Annotated in this window: 15 protein-coding genes; 10 read left to right on the plus strand and 5 right to left on the minus strand. The window is 40.9% G+C overall.

Annotated features, from left to right (window positions below; translation table 11 throughout):
- The first annotated feature begins 121 nt into the window (after positions 1–121).
- A complete protein-coding gene (locus QFZ87_RS04945; protein WP_309858503.1) occupies positions 122–688 on the plus strand; it encodes a transposase in 567 nt (188 codons plus the stop codon).
- 87 nt (positions 689–775) lie between these two features.
- On the plus strand, positions 776–1,198 hold the full coding sequence (locus tag QFZ87_RS04950) for a hypothetical protein (RefSeq protein ID WP_309858506.1): 423 nt from the start codon (positions 776–778) through the stop codon (positions 1,196–1,198).
- Between the two features lie 53 nt (positions 1,199–1,251).
- On the opposite strand, the gene QFZ87_RS04955 is transcribed toward QFZ87_RS04950, so the two are convergent.
- Genes QFZ87_RS04955 through QFZ87_RS04965 form a run of 3 tightly spaced genes read right to left on the minus strand, consistent with a single transcriptional unit; the run spans position 1,252 to position 3,657 of the window.
- Positions 1,252–1,710, minus strand: a complete 459-nt coding sequence (locus QFZ87_RS04955; RefSeq protein WP_309858509.1) for a hypothetical protein — start codon at positions 1,708–1,710, stop codon at positions 1,252–1,254.
- Between the two features lie 4 nt (positions 1,711–1,714).
- Positions 1,715–2,503, minus strand: coding sequence for a hypothetical protein (locus tag QFZ87_RS04960; protein ID WP_309858512.1), 789 nt, complete (start codon positions 2,501–2,503; stop codon positions 1,715–1,717).
- 53 nt (positions 2,504–2,556) lie between these two features.
- Positions 2,557–3,657, minus strand: a complete 1,101-nt coding sequence (locus QFZ87_RS04965) for a GGDEF domain-containing protein (RefSeq protein ID WP_309858514.1) — start codon at positions 3,655–3,657, stop codon at positions 2,557–2,559.
- 632 nt (positions 3,658–4,289) lie between these two features.
- On the opposite strand from QFZ87_RS04965, the gene QFZ87_RS04970 reads away from it, so the two are divergent.
- The gene (locus QFZ87_RS04970; protein WP_309858517.1) at positions 4,290–9,917 is read left to right on the plus strand and encodes a cadherin domain-containing protein; all 5,628 of its coding nucleotides are present in this window, start codon (positions 4,290–4,292) and stop codon (positions 9,915–9,917) included.
- A gap of 105 nt (positions 9,918–10,022) precedes the next feature.
- Here the strand turns inward: QFZ87_RS04970 and QFZ87_RS04975 are convergent, their stop codons facing one another.
- The gene (locus tag QFZ87_RS04975; protein WP_309858521.1) at positions 10,023–10,574 is read right to left on the minus strand and encodes an HIRAN domain-containing protein; all 552 of its coding nucleotides are present in this window, start codon (positions 10,572–10,574) and stop codon (positions 10,023–10,025) included.
- A 485-nt stretch (positions 10,575–11,059) separates the two neighbouring features.
- Between QFZ87_RS04975 and QFZ87_RS04980 the strand changes: the two genes are divergently transcribed.
- The 3 genes from QFZ87_RS04980 (at position 11,060) to QFZ87_RS04990 (ending at position 15,656) form a co-directional block, all read left to right on the plus strand.
- Positions 11,060–11,671: a tetratricopeptide repeat protein gene (locus tag QFZ87_RS04980; protein ID WP_309858527.1), complete on the plus strand. Its 612-nt coding sequence runs from the start codon at positions 11,060–11,062 to the stop codon at positions 11,669–11,671.
- A 185-nt stretch (positions 11,672–11,856) separates the two neighbouring features.
- Positions 11,857–15,162 carry a RecQ family ATP-dependent DNA helicase gene (locus tag QFZ87_RS04985; protein ID WP_309858530.1) on the plus strand — a complete coding sequence of 1,102 codons (3,306 nt, stop codon included), beginning with the start codon at positions 11,857–11,859 and terminating at the stop codon, positions 15,160–15,162.
- Positions 15,150–15,656 carry a hypothetical protein gene (locus QFZ87_RS04990; RefSeq protein WP_309858533.1) on the plus strand — a complete coding sequence of 169 codons (507 nt, stop codon included), beginning with the start codon at positions 15,150–15,152 and terminating at the stop codon, positions 15,654–15,656. The genes QFZ87_RS04985 and QFZ87_RS04990 overlap by 13 nt, the downstream gene beginning before the upstream one ends.
- 59 nt (positions 15,657–15,715) lie before the next feature.
- Here the strand turns inward: QFZ87_RS04990 and QFZ87_RS04995 are convergent, their stop codons facing one another.
- On the minus strand, positions 15,716–16,708 hold the full coding sequence (locus tag QFZ87_RS04995; RefSeq protein ID WP_309858536.1) for a ribonuclease H family protein: 993 nt from the start codon (positions 16,706–16,708) through the stop codon (positions 15,716–15,718).
- Positions 16,709–17,162: 454 nt separating this feature from the next.
- Here QFZ87_RS04995 and QFZ87_RS05000 point away from each other — a divergent pair, with 454 nt between their 5' ends.
- The 4 genes from QFZ87_RS05000 (at position 17,163) to QFZ87_RS05015 (ending at position 23,852) form a co-directional block, all read left to right on the plus strand.
- A complete protein-coding gene (locus QFZ87_RS05000) occupies positions 17,163–17,630 on the plus strand; it encodes a GNAT family N-acetyltransferase (protein ID WP_309858539.1) in 468 nt (155 codons plus the stop codon).
- Between the two features lie 38 nt (positions 17,631–17,668).
- Entirely contained in the window at positions 17,669–18,430 is a 762-nt protein-coding gene (locus tag QFZ87_RS05005; RefSeq protein ID WP_309858542.1) for a restriction endonuclease, read from the plus strand.
- A gap of 579 nt (positions 18,431–19,009) precedes the next feature.
- Positions 19,010–23,608: a type VII secretion protein EssC gene (gene essC / locus QFZ87_RS05010; protein WP_309858545.1), complete on the plus strand. Its 4,599-nt coding sequence runs from the start codon at positions 19,010–19,012 to the stop codon at positions 23,606–23,608.
- Positions 23,601–23,852, plus strand: coding sequence for a ubiquitin family protein (locus QFZ87_RS05015; RefSeq protein WP_309858548.1), 252 nt, complete (start codon positions 23,601–23,603; stop codon positions 23,850–23,852). The genes essC and QFZ87_RS05015 overlap by 8 nt, the downstream gene beginning before the upstream one ends.
- Positions 23,853–23,887 lie beyond the last annotated feature (35 nt).

A 23,887-nucleotide genomic window follows, 5' to 3' on the forward strand; every position in this document is an offset into this window, starting at 1 on the left:
CTGCTTAAACGCAGTAGGGGACTGTCCCCTTATTTTTTATCAATAAGAAGGAAAAAGATTGTGGGTGTCGAATTGTGTAATTGTTATACCAAACCATTTGGAAAGTAGAGGTGTTTATATTTTGTCAAGAAAGCCACGTGTTTGGATTCCTGGTGCCACGTATCATATCACGAGTCGCGGAAATCGAAAGGAAGCGATTTTTGTGGATGATGCAGATTATCTCACTTATGTAGAATTAATCCAGAAAGTCCGACGAAAATTTCCGTTTATACTCCACTCCTATTGCCTCATGCCTAACCATATTCATCTTCTATTAGAAACCAGCGACCATCACCCAAAGCACATCATGAAAATGCTCCATACCTGTTATGCCATGTATTTTAATAAACGTCACGAATTGGTGGGGCATCTGTTCCAGGGACGCTATGATGCTCAGCTCATTGATTCGCTTAATTATTTTCTTGAAGCAAGCCGGTACATTCATTGGAATCCGGTCGAAGCGGAAATGGTCCAATATCCTGAGGATTACCTCTGGAGCAGTTATTCTGCCTTTTTAGTCGATTCCCAGCATCCGTTTGTCACAACAGAAAGAATATTTTCTTATTACCCAGAACCTAAGAGGGATAACTATATTCGTTTTGTGATGAATAAGCTGGAGGGACAGTCCCCTAGTGCCTTAATGCTTTAATGCAACGGTGGACTGTCCCCAATTTGGGGGTTGAAAGTCTTCTGTTTGGCAATAAATAGAGTAAAGAGGTTTTTTTGGAGGCTTTTTATGGCGGACTTGAAGTATTTAGAACCGACTGAGCTGCTTGAGAAAATATATGCCACGCTTTGCTCCGAGTATGAGGATGCTCAGCATTACAAAGATAAAAAGGACCAAGAAGAAATAGAAGTGACGAAGCACCGGTTAACAAAGAAGGTATTCAATGAATTTGTAGTGGATGAAGAGTATTTTTTAACCATGAAGGATGAGACGTTCAAAGAGAGATATCATTTATATGAAGATGATTTTTTAAAGCTGATAAAAGAATGTAGTGAAAACGGCGTTGAATATGACAGCTTCATACAGATTATCGATGATCTGATCGCCAGTGCCAAGTTTCGAATCCATGCATTTGAGCAGCTAACAGAGGAAATCCAACGGTTGCAGGATGAGACAGAGGAAGAGGAAGTCGAAGAAGAAGAGGAAGAATAATATTGGGGACAGTCCCCCGGCGCTTTAGCGCAGTGGGGGACTGTCCCCGATATTTATTTTACTTGTGCTACTCCGATGGCGAAGTTGTTCCAAAGGATGGATTCGATGGTCTCGGATTGTGATTCTTCACAGTCAATAATGACAATGATTTCGGAATGCTTCCCTTTTAAAACTCTTTTCCGCTTTTTCAGGACCATTTCAATAAAAAGCCGGATAGCAAGACCAACAACAAAACCGACAACTGCTCCGATTAACCCCCAATAAATAGGCCCCCATGATAGTTTAAAACCAATACTTGCACCAATAACTGAAAAGGCTGTAGCTAGTGCCATCCCAATATCAATCAGAGTGGTTCCATCTGAGCGATGGATGGAATCAAATAATCTACGGTCCTCTGTGCGATTATCTAGTGGGACGACATAGATGCTTTCTCTTTTAATCCCTTTTTTCTCCAATGTGGAAATAGCCAATTCTAAATAACCGGTCGTCTCAAATGTTGAAAATACTTGCAAGTTATCACTTCACCTTTTGGTCCTTTAGTATACGAAAGTTTTCATTTTGGTAATGTTCCTTTAAATAACTTCTCAGCTCTTTTTCAAAGAGCTTATTATTTTCAACCGTATTCATGTACGAATCATAAATCGCAAACCCATAATGCGAGGGGATAAACAGAAGCCATTCCGGTTTAATAACAGCGGTAGCTTCTTTTATTTTTCCTAAAAACAAAAGAGAAATGGCCTCTTGAATATGGGAGAAATAAAAGAACACGACCAACCAGAAGATGATAAAAAATGCCGTCAAGATCCTATGAATATAAAGCTGTCCTAAACCTGGGGTAAAGAGTGACCACATAACGGCTAGGAGCGGTTTTCTTTTGTCTAGGTAGTTGATTTCTAATGAACCTAAAGCAAATGAATTGTAACGATGCCCCTCATTTTCCGCTAGAAGATACACCTTATTCATATCTACGGTCGTTCGGTAGCTGTCCCAGATTCCAAACAAATAAACAGGAATGTACATCAGGAGCCAATTTGTTTCTAGAACCTCTTTAGCCAATTCTATGTTTCCTTCAAACGAATAAATCATGGCAAGATTCACATGGGCTTTGAGGTTAACGAGGACTTCCCAAATAAATAGAACATATCCTCTTAGGTACTTCGATAAAAGCATGTGTCCGAACCCTGGGAAGGCGGCCGACCACCAAGCAATAATATAAGGATTCCTCAAATGCAGCTGCGTCGTTCCTAATATGCTAACATGGGCTACATACCTTCTAGCCGTATTCTTATTTGTATAATTATCCATTGAGGCACCTTTTATGAATTATTTACCATTAGCATGTGCCTGAGATGACGTTCTTATTCTATAAAATGTGGACTGTCCCCATATTTAACCAGGTTACGGCCGTTTTCCTTTGCTAGGTATACGGCTTCGTCTGCTGTTTTTAGCAAGTATTTCGGAGCGGTGGTCTCTGTGCTTGCGATGCCGATGGAAAGCGTGATGTATATGGTCAGGTCGTTGACCAGGAATGGGTAGTTTTCAATCGTTTGGCGGATATTTTCCATTACACTTGTGGCCTGTTCCTTCATGCAGGAGGGCAGAATCACGACAAACTCTTCACCGCCGTATCTGGCAAAAATGTCCCCATCTCTTAAGTGATCAGAGACAAGACGACTGACCTTTTCTAGAATGACATCCCCTACAAGGTGGCCGTACGTATCATTTACTTTTTTGAAATGGTCGATATCAATAAATGCCAAAGACAATGGATACGTCTCTTTTTTCTCGAAAACATATTCCTGATAAAAATGCTTGAAAGCCCTTCTGTTATAGGCTTTTGTCAGTGGGTCTTTATTGGCACGATTCCATAATTCAATTTTGTGTATATACTCATTCTTTAAGTCCTTTACAATCCAAAGCAGCAACAAGCTGAAAAGGATGTTCATGGGCAATGCCGTTGGTAGAATGAGAAGGAGGTAGTTTTTAACGGAAAGTACCCCAAAAATCATCGAAACCACTATGTTGAGAAGGTTTAGAATAAGAACTGTGAATAGTACCTTTTTATAATTGCTCCAGTTTTTTGAAATCCAAGTAAGGAGTACAGCAGACAGAGAGAGAACGACCATGTTCATAAAACCCACTACCGCAGCAGGGGTGATTCCAAAGGATAATCGTAATAGTCCAATTCCCACACCGATGGCCAGTATGGTAAGGGGATTTCTGTAATGCAGGGCAGCAATTATAATGGGAACGAATCGTAAGTCAAAAATGACAGAATCGTTTAAGTGGATCCCAAAAAACATCGAACACCAACCAGTGAAGATGGCGACAACTGTGAAACAGAGGGCTTTGAGACCTTTTTTCATGTCCACCAGCAGATGTTTATGAATAAAGCTCGATAAGTAAATAATGGAAATGATGATAGCGGCATTAACGAGATATTCCTTAATTGTTATCATTCCGGTTTCCCCTTTGTCAGAGTGTGTGAATAGCCACAGGTATACTTTTGAATGGTGAGGAAATGAAGTCTCACTCGTCCATTTTTTCTATTTAGTATAATAGATTGTTGTTGTCGAATCACGTCTAGGGAATTCGCGTCAAAAAAAGCCGCCCGTCTAGGACAGCTTGTACGATTATTCGGTCTAGTGACTCTAGTATTTTAAAGAAGCAAGAGGGGGTGAAATAACAATAGACGTAAAGGAGATGACCCCCTCTTCCATTCATCATACCTATAATTCAATTATTAGACAATTCGCTCGTGCTGAAATGTCGTATTTTGTGCCTCACATGTCCTTTGCTGACTCTTTTGTGGGGACAGTCCCCCGGCGCTTTAGCGCAGTGAGGGACTGTCCCCCACCTCTTTTTTCCTATGTTGAAAGTCCTACTGTTTATTGGTATAATTTTCTACAAATTGTGATAATTCTTGGATCTATTAAACAACTAGTCTCTCAAGCTTGGTATTTAGAATATGAGGACAAACCACATAGTTTTTTGAAAGCGTTTTATAATTTCCAAAACAGGTTTGGGGGTGTTTTTTCAGAAGAAAGATTGCTCAATAATGATCCATACAAAGAAGGGATGGAAGATCCGTTTGAAATTATTAAATCTTCGAGCACTTGTTGCATTTATTCTACTTTTACAAATTGCGTTTTCAGGCGCATTCAATCCGCAGCGAGCCTATGCGGTGAGCAGTACCGTGAAAGAAGGCGCGATTCATGAATTTACTCAGAATACGTGGGCGTATAGCAATCTCGTGTTCAGTCCTAGTGGGAATCAATACCTGTCCCATGTGAAAAATAGTACGGCGATTGCTGTGAAAAAATGGGCGAATCAAAGCTGGAACGAAATCACCGCCATTACAACTAGCGCCAGTGGCGATACCGGGTTTAGCGGCCAGTCAGATATAGCGGTGGATACCAATGAAACTATTCATGCCGCATTTTTATTTTACCAGGGCTCAGGTACAACGAGCTATCGAGGCGTCAAATACGGTGTGTATAAAAATGGAAGCTGGTCTTTCCAAAACATAGAAGCCTATTCCGATCCTTATGGTTGGAAGAACATGTACAACCCAAGTATAGCTGTTGATTCACAAGGGAAGGCCCATATTGCCTACCTATTCAACGATGCAAACGATCCAAGAAAATATGAGATTCATTATGCGACGAATCAATCGGGATCATGGGTAGTGAAGACAATCGCGAGCGGAACTAGCGCAATCGATGAAGTCAAAGACCCACAAATTGAAATAGACAAAAATGATACGATTCACATTACCTATGTAAAAGAAGACAACCAAAATACCTACTATGGAAACTACTATTATACTCACAAGAAAACGACGGACAGCGCCTTTCCTGCGGCAGAGAAAATTACCGATGCTGTAGCTGACCAGAAAAACTACTACTATACACCATTTACTTTGGATGGCAACGGTAAGGTTTATTTTTCCTATTATACTGGCAACTACTATACGGAATTCACCCCTTTTGATACTTATTTCCAAACCAATCAGTCGGGGACTTGGAAAAAGGAACAAGTTTACAACGATCAGCAAAAGATATCCTATCCGGTCATGGTTAGTTTCTTAAACGACAAACCAACCTTGTTAATGTATTCTGAATCGTGGGATTGGCCGCCTTCTGAATTAGGCTTTTTCGCGATGGTGAAGGATGGAAGTGCTTGGACGAAGGGAACAAAGGCAGTCTCTCCAACGTTAATCGATCTTACACCAAGCGAATTAACCTATTCTGTTGATGCGAATGGGAATTTCATGATCGTCATGTTAGATAATGGATTAAGAAAAATATCCTACTTAAGTGCGACCAGCGAAGACTTCGGTCTACAGGCTAAGCTATCCACCAATGCAGATTTAAGTAACTTAACGCTTAGTGCTGGAGCTCTAACTCCTGGTTTTTCATCGGGAACATATGCATACGATGCCTCCGTGGGCTATGCGGTACAAACCGTCGATGTCACACCGACCGTTGCGGATGCAAAAGCAACCGTTAAGGTCAATGGACAAGCCGGGCCAAGTGGCGCAGCAGTAACGGTACCGTTAAACGTGGGCAGTAACACAATTACGGTTCAAGTCACCGCAGAGGATGGCAAGTCTGTTAAAACCTACACGGTAAATGTCTCAAGACAGCTTTCCAATAATTCAAATTTAAGCAATTTAACAGTGAGTACAGGGGAATTAACCCCTTCTTTTTCCGCAATGACCAAGGATTACCAGGTGACTGTTCCTTCCACTACGGCTTCGATCCGTTTGACTCCAACAGTGGCGGATTCTTTTGCCACTGTTACTGTTGCAGGTTCGGTGATCACTAGTGGGCAGCAAACAGGAGCGATTGCGCTTCATGCAGGAACTAATTCGATTCCGGTAGTCGTTACTGCTCAGAATGGCTCCACCACGACGTATACCGTCAATGTTGTTCGTAACAATCCACCTGTGACAGCGGATGCCACCTTCAGCGTCAATGAAAATGCCGCAGCAGGTACGATCGTTGGTACGTTACAGGCGAGTGATGGGGATGGCCAGCTGCTAAGTTATCGAATTCTTTCAGGCAACACGAACGGTGTGTTCAGTCTGAATGCAGCCACAGGGGAAATCAAGGTTCAAACGGGAAGCTTGCTAGACTTTGAGACGACGACTTCCTATACATTAGCGATTGAGGTAACGGACGGGCTCGAAACCACTACTGCTATTGTAAAAATAAACGTTGCAGACTTAAACGACAATGGTCCTGTTCCACAAGGGTTTTCGGCTAACGTTGACGAGAACTTAGCCAATGGAACAGTAATTGGCACAGTCACAACGAAGGATGCAGATGCTGGCAGCCAGTTTGAGTACAGCATTACTTCTGGAAACTCACTAGGTGCGTTTGCGATTGACCCTCAAAGTGGGGTAGTAACGGTGGCAGATGCAACGAAATTAGATTACGAGATAGTTAAAGAGTTTATTTTATCAGTAAAAGTAAGTGATGGAGCGAATACGGCAGACACAACTGTTACCGTTCATTTAAATAACCTAAATGATAACCGTCCGGTTGTGAACGGTGCGGTGTTCCAGGTGAATGAAAATGCGGCAAATGGTGTGGGTGTTGGAACGATGGTCGGAACCGATGCCGATGGTGACCGATTAACCTATTCTATCGTTTCCGGAAATGAAACCGGGGCTTTCGCGATTGATTCGGCAACGGGAGCCATTACGGTTGCGGACGGCAGTCAACTAGACTATGAAACGAAATCATCACATGTCTTAACGGTAAGAGCGAGTGACGTCGTCGCTCCTTTGGTAGGCTTAACGGCTTACCAGCAAGTGAAGCAATTGTTTGCAAGTGCTCTTGCGGAAACCGACGTGGCGACAATTACGATAAACGTCAATGACTTAAATGATAATCGTCCCGTGCCACAAGGATTTACGAAGTCAATAGATGAAAATAGCGCAAATGGCACCGTTGTTGGCACCGTTTCTGCGAACGATGCGGATGCGGGCAGCGCGTTAACCTACGAAATTACCTCTGGTAATGAAGTGGGTGCGTTTGCGATCGATGCCCAGACGGGTGAGGTCACGGTTGCTGATGCGAGCCAGCTAGATTACGAGACAGTTAAAGGGTTTATTTTATCGGTAAAAGTAAGCGATGGAACCCATTCAGAGGTTACAACTGTAACGATTAACCTAACCAATTTGAACGACAACCATCCGGTTGTGGGGGATAAGGTGTTTGGCGTCGATGAAAATTCGGGAAATGGAACCGCGGTTGGAACGGTTACTGGAACTGATGCGGATGGCGACACACTCAGCTACTCCCTTGTCTCTGGGAACGAAACAGGTGCTTTTGCAATTAACTCGGCAACAGGGGAAATCATGGTAGCAGATGGTAGTCTGCTAGATTATGAAGCGAAAACTACCTATGTTGTTACGGTACAAGCTAGTGATGTGGCGGCTCCAGTGCAGGGACTGTCATCTTATTCATTAGTCACTGCACTAGATGCGGTTCAAACGGCAGGTACGGATACGGCGACGATTACGATTCATGTCAATGACTTAAATGACAACCGTCCCGTGCCACAAGGATTTACGAAGTCCATCGATGAAAATACCGCGAATGGTACAGTATTGGGCACAGTGACCGCAACCGATGCAGATGCGGGTAGCGTGTTAACGTATGAGATTACCGCTGGGAACGAAGCGGGTGCTTTTGCGATTGATGCAAAGACGGGTGAAGTCACGGTTGCTGATGCGAGCCAACTAGATTACGAAACTGTAAAAGGGTTTATTTTTAAAGTAAAAGTAAATGATGGCTTGAATACAGCGGACACAACGGTGACGGTAAACTTAAACAATGTGAACGACAACCAACCAGTTGTGGGCGATGCGGTGTTTGGTCTGGATGAAAATGCGGCAAACGGTACAGTGGTAGGTACGGTTACCGGAAGCGATGCTGACGGAGACACACTCCGCTATCAAATTGTCGCTGGCAATGATTCGGGTGCTTTTGCGTTGGATGCTGATACAGGAAAATTAACCGTAGCGGATACTAGCAAACTAGATTACGAGACGGTGAAAAGCTTTATTTTATCCGTAAAGGTAAGTGATGGAGCAGAAACGGCGAATGCAAGTGTGACGGTCGACGTTCATAATGTGAATGACAACGCACCGGTTGTGGAGGATATCGTGACTTCCATCGATGAAAATACGGCAAATGATACCGAAGTGGGTGTGGTAACAGGCCGTGATGCGGATGGAGATGCGTTAAGCTATCGTATCGTTTCCGGAAACGAGGCGGAGGCCTTTGCCATTGATGCTGCTACTGGAAAAATAACAGTAGCGAACGCGGCCAAACTTGATTATGAAGTGGTTCAAGATTTCACGTTGAAAGTGGAGGTCAGTGATGGAACACATACGGCAGAATCTAAGGTGGCAATCCATCTGAAAAATGTCAATGATAATGCGCCAGTAGTGGAAGACGCTGAGTTTACCATCGATGAAAAGGCAGCTAACGGAACGGTGCTTGGAACCGTGAAGGCGAGCGATGCCGATCAGGATGCCGTTACCTATACGGTTACTGCTGGAAATGACGAAGGGATTTTTAACGTGAGTAAAACGACTGGGGAAGTGACAGTCGCAGACGCGTCCTTGTTGAATGCAGCAGTAAAAGACAAGCATACCCTAACGATCAGCGTGAGTGATGGCAAGCACCAAACTCCGGCCACTGCTCTCGTTCATGTTCTATCTGTGGATGCGACATTAAGTCAGTTAACGGTAAGTGAGGGCAAGTTAAAGCCTGATTTCAAACCAGGTCTGACTAATTATCATGTCATTGTCGAAGACGATACGGATTCGATTACCCTTACTCCAACGACAACGAATGGAAACGCGAAGGTGACCATAAATGAGAAGACGAACACGAGTGGTCAAGAGAGTGAGGCAGTTTCTTTAGATTATGGAAAAAACACGATAACGATTGAAGTAACGGCTCAACATGGTGAAGTCACAGTCTATACGATTGAGGTTCTGCGTCTGCAGAAGCTTGTGCCTACCAAGCCTATGAAGCATGGTGAATCGGTAAGCTTCTCGGATGAACAGGTGAACTTGATTGATTATCAAGGGACGCTGGTTGTGAATTTAAAGAAGAGCTTGGATGATGTAAAAGACGTTCAGTTTACCGCAGAGCAGCTAGAGATCTTGGTTGAGAGACAGGCTGTGATTAAGATCGTGAAGGATGATGTCCAGCTGGTGATTCCGGCAGTCAACTTTGCGAAGGGCGGAGCGCTAACGATTAGTTTGAAACGGGTAGCAAAGGATCCGAAGAAGCTTCCATTTTCTGACCTGGCGAGAAGCGCGGTGTATAACTTTACGATTACGCTCGGAGATCAGGTGATTCATCAGTTTGACCACTCAATTGAACTTGCGTTTTCGGTTGAAGGGGCACATGCCGGAGATTTACAGGTGTATTATTGGAATGAAGGGAATAAGAAATGGGAGCTTGTAGGCGGAACGTTGAAAGACGGTCAGGTCACAGGAAAAACTGACCACTTTAGCACGTTTGCTGTGTTTGCACCAAGTGATTTGGTCGCAAAAGAAGAACCATCTTCCAACGATTCAGAACTCCCAGCAACAGCAACAAACATGTATAACTGGTTACTCGCAGGTATCCTCTTCATCATTATTGGAGCAGGCGCTATTTTAAGACAGCGTCGGAGAGACATTTAATAACAAAAAAGGGGATAGTCCCCCGTTGCGCAAAATGCGCCGGGGGACTGTCCCCAAACATAAGAGAGCTGCTCTAAAAGAAGCATGCTCTCTTATGTTTATCAATTAATGGTTTTCGTTGTATTCGTATAGATCCGTCCAGTCCTCGCTTGGATCGTAGTCATCGCTTCCTCTGTCAGACTCATCCCAAAAATAGTTGTGCGACGGATAATCATCATAATCGTCATAATCATCACTTCTGTAATGACTACTCGCATAGCTAGTAGGCTTGGATGCATAGTGTGATAGTTTATTTGTTTGAACAGCAGGTGCCACCGGCTGATGGTTTTTAATTTTTTCAGAATCAGTGGAAAGGATTACTTCTAGTCCATAGTTATAGCCATTTCCCCCTAATTTTTTATTGATTTTTGCATAAACCGTAACACCTGAGTCCATCTTTGGTGCAAGGTTAGCGGCAGCGTCACGCGGGACCCAGCCGATGTTTTGGTTGCGGCTATTATAGATTCCTATCGCATTTCTATCATAGGCATTGTTCCTATCACGTCTAATGGTAATTTGATCGTACACACTCAAACTAGCAATTATTCCTTGTCTGCCTTCATAGGTTACGCCGGCTAGTTTGACCGTTGTATGGATATAAGCTTTAGTTGCTGCCAACCACAGCTGCTGCAAACCTTTGAATAGCTATTTACTTGAACGGACGAAGTTTTGCTGCAACGTGGGCAAGTCATATTTGTATAACTTGGATTGGGAGTATGGTTATAGCTTGTTTTTTGATGGGTGTTTGAGTGGAGCGTAGTGTTAGAGTTTGAACTGGAACTATAGTTAGAACTTGAACTAGAGCTAGGATTAGAGTTTGAACTAGAGCCAGAAGCGCTTGAAAAGAACCAAATAATTGCGATGATAATAAGAATTGTAAACATATTCGTCCCCACTTTTCGTATGAATGTTTCAAATAACTATTTTTTTCATAATATTGTTACTAATTCACTATAACAAATGATTAGTACCAATTCACCAAGATTTTTGTATAATATGTCAAAAAATGATAAAGCACATGAAATTTTTACTATTATTGCTAACATATATTTACTTATAATTAACTAGTAGGATTTTAAATACAATTAATGGAGTGTTGGAAAATGAGCAATGTCAAACAGTTATTGGACAAGGCAGTATCTTATAAAAGGGCAGGGAACTTAGAATCGGCAAAAAATTGTTACATTGAAGCGGTAGATTTGGACCCGTATAATATGATGACCTACATAAGTCTAGGGAAAACAGCCCACTTATTAAAAAATCAGAATCTAGCGGTTAGAAGCTATTTAGCAGCAACACATATTCAACTCTCTCCTATTGAAAAAGCAATCAATGAAAATAACTTGCCTATGCATCTAAGATTTCAATATGAGGGATTCCCGAAGGATTTACTAGCATCATTACCAAAAAAGTCTGCATTTACTATTTTTATAGATGTAAACACTCCACGACATCTTGCTCATTCTGTTGTCGATTTATCAGTAAGCACATTAAAAGAGAATCCTCAACTTGTGCCGTACTCAGAAGTTTATCGTGCACATATATTAGGAAATGGAACACATGATAGTGTTTTACAAAGATTCGCTTTAACTTCCAGCGACCAAATCGAAAATGACGAGAACGTGTATATTCCATATGGCAGGAAGTTTGTCCTATCAGAATTGAAGTGGGATAAGATTCACAGTAATAACGTTCTGGATCTTTATTTTAGTTAAGAGTGACAATTATATAACGAAACTTCTTACTATTGCTTAAAAAAAGTTGGGAAGAATGGTAAGCATGTTATTTTTATAAATTTGTATACGCTAAGGGAATCTATTATCTTTTTAATGGGTTCCTTTTTTTAGGAATATAATCCTATAATAGAGGTATTAATAGTAACTGTGAAGGTGTTTAAACCATGAATAAATTTACTGCTAATTATTGCAGGTCGAATTCAAATTTCGTCATTACCAATTTGCCTAAATCCCAGGTCACAACACCCTATACCAATATCATTCGAATCGTCCAAAATATGATTATGCGGGGAGCGCCGACCATCGCCTCAACATATCTTCGAAAAGAACTTGGTATTAATGATCGGAATTATATAAATCAGTTAAAGGAAATAAAATTTATTTCAGGAGAAAACCTATTTTGGACACGGACGATAAAAGGTGATGTAAGTAATAATGATTACCCGGCAAATCAATTTTATGATGACTTAGAGCATATTTTTAATAGACTCAATTTCTTAAGAAATTTAATGATTGCAGAATGTCCAATTTCTGATATTCTTCCTGATATTACACATGCATTTAACAAACAAATGGTTGATTTTTATCTCCCATTTCTTAAAACGGTTATTGAAGTAGATGGGGAAGGGCACAAACGCCAAATGCTCTTAGATAAACAAAGAGACCATGCCTTCGAAAGAGCTGGAATAACCGTTGTAAGAATCCATACGAAGGATATTAGAAATAAAAGTTATGAAAAATTTAAAAGTACCTTTATTGAGATTTATAAGGTTTATAAAGAAAGAATAGAACAATATTGGCACTATCTATATACTAATCCAAAGGATTATGAGCTACAAATTCAATTAACATCAATTGCACGCTTCCAAGTGTTTATTTTGGAGCTGCTAGATAGGGGAGTTCTCACTTTTAATAGTAAGTCCTGGAGTTTCAATGTATTTACAACCGATGCAAAACAACATCTAGAGCTAGCGTTAAAAGACTTAGAGCTGTGGATTGGTCATGTTTCAGCATTATTTAATACTAGGATTAATATGCCTCATATCAAAATAACTTTTTATGAAAATCAGTCAGAATTGTCAAGGGATTCAGAGGGTGTTAATATTAAAATCGATTTATTTAAGCGCTGGGATGATACGGTTTATGAGCCAAATGTCTACCATATACGAACGGATTTTGATGATGATGCTAACTATTTTGCTGTTAAAACGAATGAGCCTGTTGTTTATTCGTTAACCCCTAAAACTCATAAGAAGCATTTAGAATTTATTTTGGAAAATCTATTTGGTTTTGAAGAGTTCAGGGAAGGGCAATTGGAGATAATTATCAATTGTTTAAATGGGAAGGATACTGTGGGGTTACTGCCAACAGGAGGAGGTAAGTCACTTACCTATCAATTATGTGTCATGCTGCAGCCAGCCATAAGTTTTGTTGTTGTTCCTATTAAGTCCTTAATGTTAGATCAAATAGACAATTTGACTAAGAAACATCACATAACGCATGCAAGTTTTATAAATGGTGATCTAACACCAGAGGAGTCTAGCAAGCGATTAAAGGATTTTGCAGCAGGAAAGAGTTTCTTTTTAATTATTTCACCTGAACGTTTTCAGGCTAAAGGTTTTAGAGATGAATTATTATTGGTTAACTATACTAAGGCGTTATCCATTGCTGTTATTGATGAGGTCCATTGCTTGTCTGAATGGGGGCATGATTTCAGGACATCCTATTTGGCATTGGCTAATTCGATACGTAAATTTGCTCCATCGGCTAGATTTCTTGCCCTTACTGCCACGGCTTCCTCAAAAGTATTAAAGGACATCATGACGGAGCTAGAGATAGAAGGTGAAAATGTAATCACCATTTCCAATTTCACACGTAAAGAGCTGAAATTTAATATTATTCCAGTTAATCGGAAAAATAAGCAGGAATCATTGGTTAACTTTTTACAAAGTACTAATCTATCAAATGGAGCCACATTAGTTTTTACAGCCACAGTTAATGGTAAGAATGGCTGCTACGAGTTAAGTCATCATATTCACTCTAGAACTGGGGTATCAACTGGATTTTATTCAGGCAGTGCCCCTAAAAATTGGGATACTACCACGTTTTCTAAATATAAAGACCAGGTTCAGCAATCTTTTATGAAAGATGAAATTAATGTAATGGTTGCGACAAAAGCTTTCGGGATGGGGATAGATAAACCTAACATACGCCAAACCATTCATTACGGTATTCCGGGCTCTTTAGAGTCATTTTATCAAGAAGCTGGCCGTGCCGGTCGTGACAAGGGAGATTCTAATTGTCTTGTCTTCTACAGCCCCGATGCCTTAAATGAAGCTCAATCGCAAACGATATTCGGGATGAATACAGATCTACCTTTATTAAAAGAGGAAATGAAAAAACTACCCGGTGACCTTAGTACATTATTATTTTTCCTCACCAGTAATTTAATAGATATTGAAGCTGAGGTTGAGGAGATTTATACGTTTTATCAGTCCAAACTTTCAATAGGGAATAATGAGGTTATAGTAGATTTTTATAATGATAGGGAACGCGAGAGGGAAGAAAAATGTGTTTATCGATTGGCTTTACTTGGTATTGTTGAAGATTGGACTTTAAATTGGAAAAGCAGACAGATTGAGGTTGAATTAGGAGAATGGACGGAACAAACCGTTATTGAAAAGTTAACGAAGCATATCAATAAATATGATTCGATGTTTACATTGAAACCAGAAGGAAAGCCTCCAATACAATATGCTGGTCTTATCGAGCGTTTTAATGGAAGTAAAGAACCTTTTTTAAAAAGAATCCTATTTGTGCTACTTAAGTGGTATAACGATAATGTTATTTATTCTAGAAAACGCTCTATGTTACTAATGAAACAATACGCGGATGAGTTCACAGATAGCGAGTCCTTGCAGAAAAAGATTGAGGTTTATTTTAAGCGAAACGATGATGTTTATCTCTTAGAAGAGATTGTTGCTAAAAAAGATAGATTGAAAGACTGGTTTAAAATATTCTATGTGCAAGAAGAAGGTAAAGAGGACCAGCCACGTGGACTTAGTACTTTTAAGAGCTTAAAGATTACAATTAGTCGCTTTTTGGAAAGTTACAATAATGATATTAGTTTGAACTTAATTAATGGTTTGGTTAGTTTAGCCCAGGATGAATTGGATTCTTATGATGACCGCGAAAGAATGGTTTCAGCTATACGTGAAATATCTAAAATGGATCCTGAAGTACGCCAGGAGATGCTTAACTCCATTTTGGATAAGTCTGATGCTTTCTTGTCTAGTGAGCAGAGAACACAGCTGAGTGTATTATTAATCTCTAATGGGTTTGATTTGATGGAAGATTTGAAGGAAATCCATTCAAGTCTTGAGGATAGGTACAGTTATGGCAGTATGTTAAAAACACTTCATTCTACAATTAAAGAGCAATCTTATGGAGGTTACCCATGGGAAGTCTAGAACATATTGAACAATTGGAAGCACATATTGATGATCTGGGTAAGGAAATTAAAAGAGTAAAGAAAGCATCTGACTATTTAAAGTTAATTGAACAGTTTCAGTCCGAGATAAAAAATACTTCGGCTACTTTGGGACAATCGAGGGACCAGCTTAAAATCTATCAGGAAATTATGGAGAGTAAGCTTGAACTGTTTCAAGCCACTTCAAAAAATATAGATGTTAAACAACAATCGATTGAACAAGTGCAACTGAACATATTAAAAGGTTTAACAGAATTGAAGCGGAATCAAGAAAAAGGTGTAAACGAACTAACATCGTCTTTGACGGATGTTAGTAAAACAGTAAATCAGAATCATCAATCACTTGTTGATGAATTGAAGCGTGGGCAGGAGGCCCAAAGTACTCTAATTCACAACATGTCTAAAACCAATAAAATATTTTTTATAATAAATGCAGCGTTACTAATTGTAGTAGGGGTTTTAGTATTTATTTAATAATAAGGGAGGGGACAGTCACCCGGCGCTTTAACGCAGCGGGGGACTGTCCCCGATTTTCATATTTCTAACCTTTCATAAGTGCTTATTTTATATTGTTGGCTTAATTTATGGGCCTTTTTATGTAGCGCATTTTTATTTTGTTCCTTTAATTCCTTAACAAATTTGATAACCACTTTACCTTGTAATTCTTTTCGTAGCTCATTTAATTCTTTTATGTAAGGTCTGGTATCGACTTCGTACTTATTACTATCTATTGATTTTCCTTTCGTCAAATGTTCATGGTCGGTCACAATTACGGCTTTGTTCATGTTTTTCTTTTTTATCATTCTTAATGCGACCAATACGGCCAGGAATTCACTTACATTTGATTTGGCTGTTTTTATATTCCAAACAGATGATATACCTGTTACTGTTTCCCAATTTTCAACCAGGACCAACCCAGTCCCTGCTTGGTGCTTATTGGAACTGTAGGAGCCATCAACGATAAAAAATGGTACCTCCTTAGGGATCTTTTGACAAAGAGGCATTAAAAATGATTTTATGGAGTTTTCAGTTGTTGTTGCCTTAGGACTCTGCGTTTTCTTCCCCTTTGTATTTTTCTTGGAATTTTGAACCTGCTTCTCGTCCATTTTCGTTGCTGCACCCTGCCGATAATAATCGAGAATATCCTGAACGTGGAAGAACTTCTTTTCTCCGACTTGCTCAAAGGGCATTTCCTTTTTACACAGGCCAACCAATTTCTCTTTTGTGATCCTTAGTGTTTCCACGATGATTTCTTCCGTGACATATTTTTCTAGAGTGCGCCCCTTTTTATCTCGAAACTCACTCTCCAGCCGTTCCTGTGATGGTTTGTAGGTATTCAGCCATGTCCTTACTTCACTCTCTAAAAAACGATATTCATTGCCAATTAAATAGTGAGGCATGCCATCATCTAAATAGGCACTCATTTGATTATTCGTTACTTTTAATTTTTGAATGAGTTCTCCCTTTAAAAGCAAAGCTACCGGGGATTTTTGTTGTGTTGTAGTAGCGATTATTCTCACCTGCATTCTCTAATCTACTTTTCCATTAGTGTCTGTTTATATTCATTATATTACCTTAGTAAAATAAAAAAATCCTAAACTTTTACAATTTTTCCATGTCTTTTGAGGTAGAATCCTTCATTTATCAATTATAAAGGCGTATTTAACTAATCGTTTGGTTAGTAGCAGAATAAAGGGATTTTCAGAGAATGATGTCATGACCCGGGAAATTTCTCATTTATTGCTGAAAAAGGAGGTCTTTTGTAAATAGTTTTTCAACAAACTTTTTATGAGAAACTAGGAGGTAGCCGAATAAGAAAGCGGTTCAAGCCCGTTCTACTCAAACGTTTGAATAGTATAGCATATAAGGAAATCGGTCGATGTTTGTCACCAGTACCTACATTTATTTATAAATTTAATAGTCACTTTTACCTAATAATAGTAAAATAAAGGTAAAAACGGATGGTAGGAGAGATTAAACATGGATTGCTTACATATTAGAAAAATGGAAGAAACTGATAAAGAATTTATCATTGGATTATCGACTCGTTTTACCGATTTTGATTTTTTGGAGTGGCGAGATCCTCAAGTAATGAAGGACGCGCAATTAAAGATGGCCAAAGACGCGGTTCATAGCAACGATCCTGATTCTGATATTTTTGTAGTAGAAGATGAGGGAAAAAACTTATTAGGCTTTCTTCATATGACAAAAAATGTAGATTACTTTTCCGGAGAAGAACAAGGCTATATTTCCTCCATTGCCGTTGCGAAAGAGGGCGAGGGGAAAGGAATCGCAAGGAAGCTGATGGAGAAGGCCGAGGAGTGGACAAGAAACAAAGGATACAAGCAACTAACCTTGAATGTCTTTGCGCAGAACGAAAGAGCTATCAATCTCTATAAAAAATTCAACTTTGAAAACGAGATTGTGAAAATGGTGAAAGAATTGTAAATATTTTTGGGGACAGTCCCAAAAATGGGGGAATTAATTTGAGTAAAAGAAGAACCAAAAAGCAACAAAAGCAAATAGATGATGGGGTTAAAGTTATTCTAATTTTAACAGCAGGTGTCACCTATTATTTAACTAGGAGCCTGGCAGTGGCCATTATGTCATTATTTATTGCAATCATACTTATTCTAGCCATCGTTATCTATCAAAATAGTAAACATAAGGAACGGTTAAGAAACTCTGGTATTACTGAGATTGATGCCATGGATGGGATTCAGTTTGAGCACTATCTTAAGGAACTATACCTAATAAAAGGATTTTCAGCGGAAGTAACCAAAGCTAGTGGTGATTATGGTGGAGATTTACTGCTTAAGAAGGATGGAAAGAAGATAGTTGTCCAAGCCAAACGCTATTCAAAAGACGTAGGGATCAAGGCGGTTCAAGAAGTCATTGGTGCTAAGTCCTATTATAGTGCAGATGAGGCCTGGGTCGTTTCCAATCGCTACTTCACGAAGGCGGCTATTGAGTTAGCTCAAAAGAGCCACATTAAATTAGTGGACCGTGATGAACTGATTGATGAGATTCTAGGAATGAACTCTGGTGTTAAGACAATAAGTCAGACTCAAACCACCCCCGTTATTCCTATTCCTACCATTCCATCGAGCTCTGACTCAACTTGTATTAGGTGCGGTAGCCCAAGGGTCTTAAGAACTGGTAAGAGAGGAAACTTCCTAGGTTGCAGCAGTTTTCCAAAATGCCGGTACACGAAAAATATAGAAAGGGACAGTCATTCAGCGCTTTAGCGCAACGGGGGACTGTCCCTGCTTTTTTTTGCGAAGCTATGGGTGAACAGAAAACAAAATCAAGGGTGGGCTCCCATGGTTTTTGGAGTTTTTAGTCCACAGGCTCGTGCAGTACCAGTGCTTTACTGTCAGATAGGGTGTTATTACTGTCGGATAAAGTTAATTTACTGTTGGATAAGGATGAATTACTGTCGTATAAAGCGTTATTACTGTCTTATAAGACTACATTACTGTCGTTAGGCTCTTTTTCAGTTCGATAATGGGTCTCATGTAGAAGGGGACTGTCCCCCTTCTTTTTTTAGTGTCGACAGGTTTTGTAAGATGTTGTAAAATAAACTCTAGTTTATCGTAGCTTTATAAAGAACTTATCGTGCTATATTTAGTACAATAGTCCCGGAAATCCTCATAATCACCCAAATTATGTCACTTTTGAACGAGGACGAAAGTCTCATAATTCTACATAATCAACCACTCGTTTCCGAAACAAACCGAAAATTTATCCGTTGGCCTCGGATTTTTTAAAAAAATATAAAAAAAATTCCAAGAGTAATAGAGAATGGTTCACAAGGGGAAATACACATGATTGTCACGTTAATAAACAAAGAAAACATCAATTCCATCACCTTACCTGAAAAAATCCAGGGGCAGTATTGGATCTATGACACTCATTCCAATACCTCCAAAAAACTGGTCGGGATCGAAGGTGCAAATGGTGAGTGGATTCTAAAGTCTAACAAAGATGCCAACATTGTGGCTTCTTCAGGCACCCCGATTCGAAACACAGTATTACAGCCATTAAGCATTTACCATCTGGCAATCGAGGGTCAAGAATACAAAACACTTGTTTTCGCCGAGCCTAACACAGTAGACCGCCAAACCTTCACCAAATTTGTAGTCGACCAGGATATGGACATTCACATAGGTAGAAACGAGAAAAACCATATCGTCCTATCGAACCAATTTGTATCCGCCTCCCATGCCAAACTAACTATTTTTAATGGCCAATGGCGCATCGTTGACATGGATAGCACGAACGGGACCTTCGTCAATGGCGTACGAGTGAAAAGCAGCGAATTAAAGATGGGTGACATCATATACATAATGGGATTGAAAATCATCATTGGAAGCTGCTTCTTGGCCTTCAATAATCCGGATGGGATGGTATCCTTCCGTAAAAATGCACTCAAGCCATTTATCCCTCAAGTCGTAGAAACTCCCGAAGGAGAAGAGGATGAATTCGAGGCACCAGCCGTCGATTATTTTTACCGATCCCCTCGCTTTAAAAGAGACGTCGAAAAGGCAGTTTTTAAAATCGATTCACCGCCGCCTAATGCTATTGGGGAAGAAATGCCGATGATGCTGGTGATTGGTCCATCGATGACCATGGGGATGGCCTCCATGGCGACAGCTATTTTCGCCATCAATAACGCCATGGCAACAGGCGATATCTCACGAGCGATGCCTTCCATTATTATGTCAGGAAGCATGCTGCTCGGAACCATCCTTTGGCCTGTTTTATCAAAAAAGTACGATATGAGACGAAGAAGGAAAAAAGAGAAAATTCGCCAGCAAAAATACAAAGAGTATCTAGATAAATTTGCCGTCCTATTTAATGAAGAGTCCCATAAGCAAGAGGAAATCTTACGGGAAAATTATGTTCCTATCACAGAGGTGGTCCAGCGTATTGAACAGGTGGACCGGAACCTATGGGAACGAGGACCCGGACAAAATGATTTCTTAAAGCTAAGAGTAGGAATCGGGGACGGTCTGTTGTCGGCGGACATTAACTACTCTGAGAAAAAATTTTCGATCGACGACGACAACCTACAGGAAGAGCTGTACACCTTGTGCGAATCGCCAAAGGTTTTGAAAAACATCCCCATCATCCTATCGTTATTTGAAGAATATATCACTGGAATCATTGGCAACCGTAAACAAACGATAGAATTCGCCAAAGGGTTAATTTTTCAATTGGCAGCACTGTATAGCTATGACGAAGTGAAGATGGTCTTCATATATGACCAGGAGGAAGATGCCGAGTTTGGTTTTACCAAATGGCTGCCGCACGTGTGGAGCCAGGATAATAAGTTCCGTTTCATTGCCACGAATCACAATGAGGTGAAAGAAGTTTCCGCCTATCTTGAAAAAGAAATTGACCTCCGCTCGCAAATCAATGAAAGTGAGCTAGACGATGTGACACCATATTACATTGTGTTTGCGATGAGTAAGAATCTGGCTATCCGAGCCGAGATGTTGAAGCAGGTCTATGCAAAGAAAAAAAATCTACATATCAGTGTGGTTACTTTTTATGACGAACTGAAAAATCTCCCGAAAGAATGCACGATGGTGGTGGAGCTGGAAGAGCACAGCGGGAAGCTATTCGATAAAGATGATCTCACGGGCAAATCGACATCCTTTGTTCCTGACATTTACGTTACATCAGATCCAAATGAGCTGAGTGTGAAGCTCGCGAACATTCCGCTTGATACACTGGGCCATTCCTTTAACCTACCACAAATGGTTACCTTTTTAGAACTATTTGGGGTAGGAAAAGTGGAGCATCTCAATGCGTTGACCAGATGGCACGACAATGATCCCACAAAGTCATTGGAAGCGCCAGTCGGCGTGGACACATTAGGGGAATTATTCAAGCTTGATTTACACGAGAAATTCCATGGACCGCATGGATTGGTTGCGGGGATGACGGGTTCAGGTAAGAGTGAGTTCATCATGACCTACATTTTATCCCTGGCCGTGAACTACCATCCAAATGAAGTAGCGTTTATCTTGATTGACTATAAAGGCGGCGGCATGGCGAAATCCTTTGAAAAATTGCCACACACGGCCGGCATTATCACCAACTTAGACGGTGCCATGATCAAACGCTCGCTGGTTTCAATTGAAAGTGAATTGAAGCGCAGGCAGTCACTTTTTGCAGAGGCAAGTAAGTTAATCGGCGAGAGCAATATCGATATTTACAGCTATCAAAAACTGGTTCGTGAAGGCATCGTGACCGAACCCTTGCAGCATTTGTTCATCATCTCGGATGAGTTTGCCGAGCTAAAAACACAGCAGCCGGAGTTTATGGCGCAGCTGGTCAGTGCCGCCCGGATTGGCCGAAGCTTGGGCGTGCATTTAATCCTCGCTACGCAAAAGCCAAGCGGTGTCGTCGACGACCAAATTTGGAGTAACAGTAAATTTAGGGTCAGCTTAAAGGTTCAGGAACGGGCGGACAGTATGGATATGCTGAAGCGGCCGGATGCGGCGGAACTGACAGATACCGGACGCTTCTATCTTCAAGTGGGCTATAACGAATTGTTTGAGATGGGGCAGTCGGCCTGGGCAGGTGCTCCATATTATCCATTCGATAAAGTGGTGGTCGAAAAGGACAATAGTGTCGTGGTCATTGATCGAAATGGCCGTCCGATCAAACAAGCGAAAATTGATAAAAAGAGAAGCCTGTTAGTCAATCCGAAAAAGCAGCTCGATGTTGTTACCGATTACCTGCATACGATTGCGGAGGAAGAACAGATTCGTATTCGCCCGCTGTGGCTGGATCCGATTCCTCCTATGATTTTATTAGATGATGTAAAGCGGAAATATAACGCTCGAAACAACCAGTCATTCGTGCTGAATCCCGTCATTGGGGAGTACGATGACCCGGTTAGACAGCAGCAATGCTTGCTGCGTCTGCCGCTTTCGGAAGAAGGGAATACGATTGTCTACGGGGTGGCAGGCAGTGGAAAAACGACCTTCATCACGACGATGGTGTATTCGCTCATCCAAGAACATACGCCAGACGAAGTCAACATCTATTTACTAGATTTTGCTTCGGAAACGTTACGGGCTTTTGCCAAAGCACCGCATGTGGGCGATGTGATTCTCTCTTATGAAAGTGAGAAAGTTAGCAATCTATTTAAGCTTCTGCAAAGCGAAGTGGAAAAACGGAAGAAGCTATTCGCTGATTATGGCGGCGATCATGCGTCATATGTGAAAGCAACTGGCGGGAAGCTGCCATCCATTGTGGTGGCGATCAATAACTTTGCTGCTTTTACAGAAATATACGAGGAAAAAGAAACAGCGGTCAGCTTCCTTTCACGCGAAGGAACCAAGTATGGCATCTATTTCGTCTTAACGGCGCTTGGCACCAACGCGGTCCGATTCCGGTTGCTGCAAAACTTCAAGCAATTAATTACGTTGCAGTTAAATGATGAATCCGATTATTCCACAGTCGTTGGCAAAACGGATGGGTTATTCCCATCGAAGTTTAAAGGCAGAGGTTTAGTGAAAAAAGATGCGGTGTACGAATTCCAAATCGCTACGATCACCGATGCACCCGTCCTATTTACGTTTATTCAACAGGCATGTCAAAAGCTCCAAGGTGCTTGGAAAGGTCATGCCGCGAAAAAGATTCCTATTTTACCAGAGTATGTGGATTTTGAATTTTTAGCAGAATACGTAGGGCTACAGCAGCAGGGCCTCACCGTACCAATCGGTGTGGAAAAGAACTCTTTGAATGTTCACTACTATCCATTCGGACAGTCTTATGTCTCGATGATTCTATCTGCTGGTACCGAGCATCAGTCCTTTACACATGACGTATCGGTGTTCATGGCAGAAAAATGTGGATTGGATGTAACGATTCTTGATGCGCAGCAAAGCTTTGCTGATAAAAATAACAAGGCCGTTACCTACTATTCTACGGTTAAAGAGTTTGAACAAGTGATGGATGAGCTGTTTGAGCTAGTAGTCTACCGAAATAACACCTTTAAAGAGGCGTTCGAGCAGGGAAGAGAGATTCCATCCTTTGACCAAAAGGTCATCGTCATCAACAGCATTGCAGCCTTGAAAAATGGTCTATCTGGCCAAAGCGCTGAAAAGCTAGCTTTGATCCTTGAAAAGGGTGAAGCGAAGTATAACCTCACGATTATTTTTGCCGAACAGGCGAAGAATCTATCAGGAGTCTCCTATGATAAGTGGTATAAACGCCAGATGAATCAGGGGGATGGCATTTGGGTTGGCAGTGGGATTACTGAGCAATATCAGCTGAAGCCGTCGAAGACGACGCCTGAATTGCGTGAGGAAATGACCGCTGACTTTGGCTTCTCCTTACAAAAAGGAAAGAGTGTCAAGGTCAAGCTGGTAAACTCTGAAAAGGAGGATGACAACAATGAATAAAGTCCTTGTTGAAATTTTTCTTCCTGCTGCCAACAGGAGCTTTGACGTGTATCTGCCGCTTGAAAGCAAAATGAGTGAGGTATTGGTCTTAGTGTCCACGCTGTTAAGCGACCTGTCAGATGGCAAATACAAAGCGATGGGCAATCCTGTCTTGTGTGACGCATCGTCGGGAATTATTTTCAATATTAACATGGCTGTTGCGGAACTGGGCATTCAAAACGGTTCCAAGCTCATGCTGATATAAATTTTAGGCTAGGTTGATTGTAGCAGCAATCAGCT

It is taken from the genome of Bacillus sp. SLBN-46, from assembly GCF_031453555.1.
Classification (GTDB): Bacteria; Bacillota; Bacilli; order Bacillales; family Cytobacillaceae; genus Neobacillus.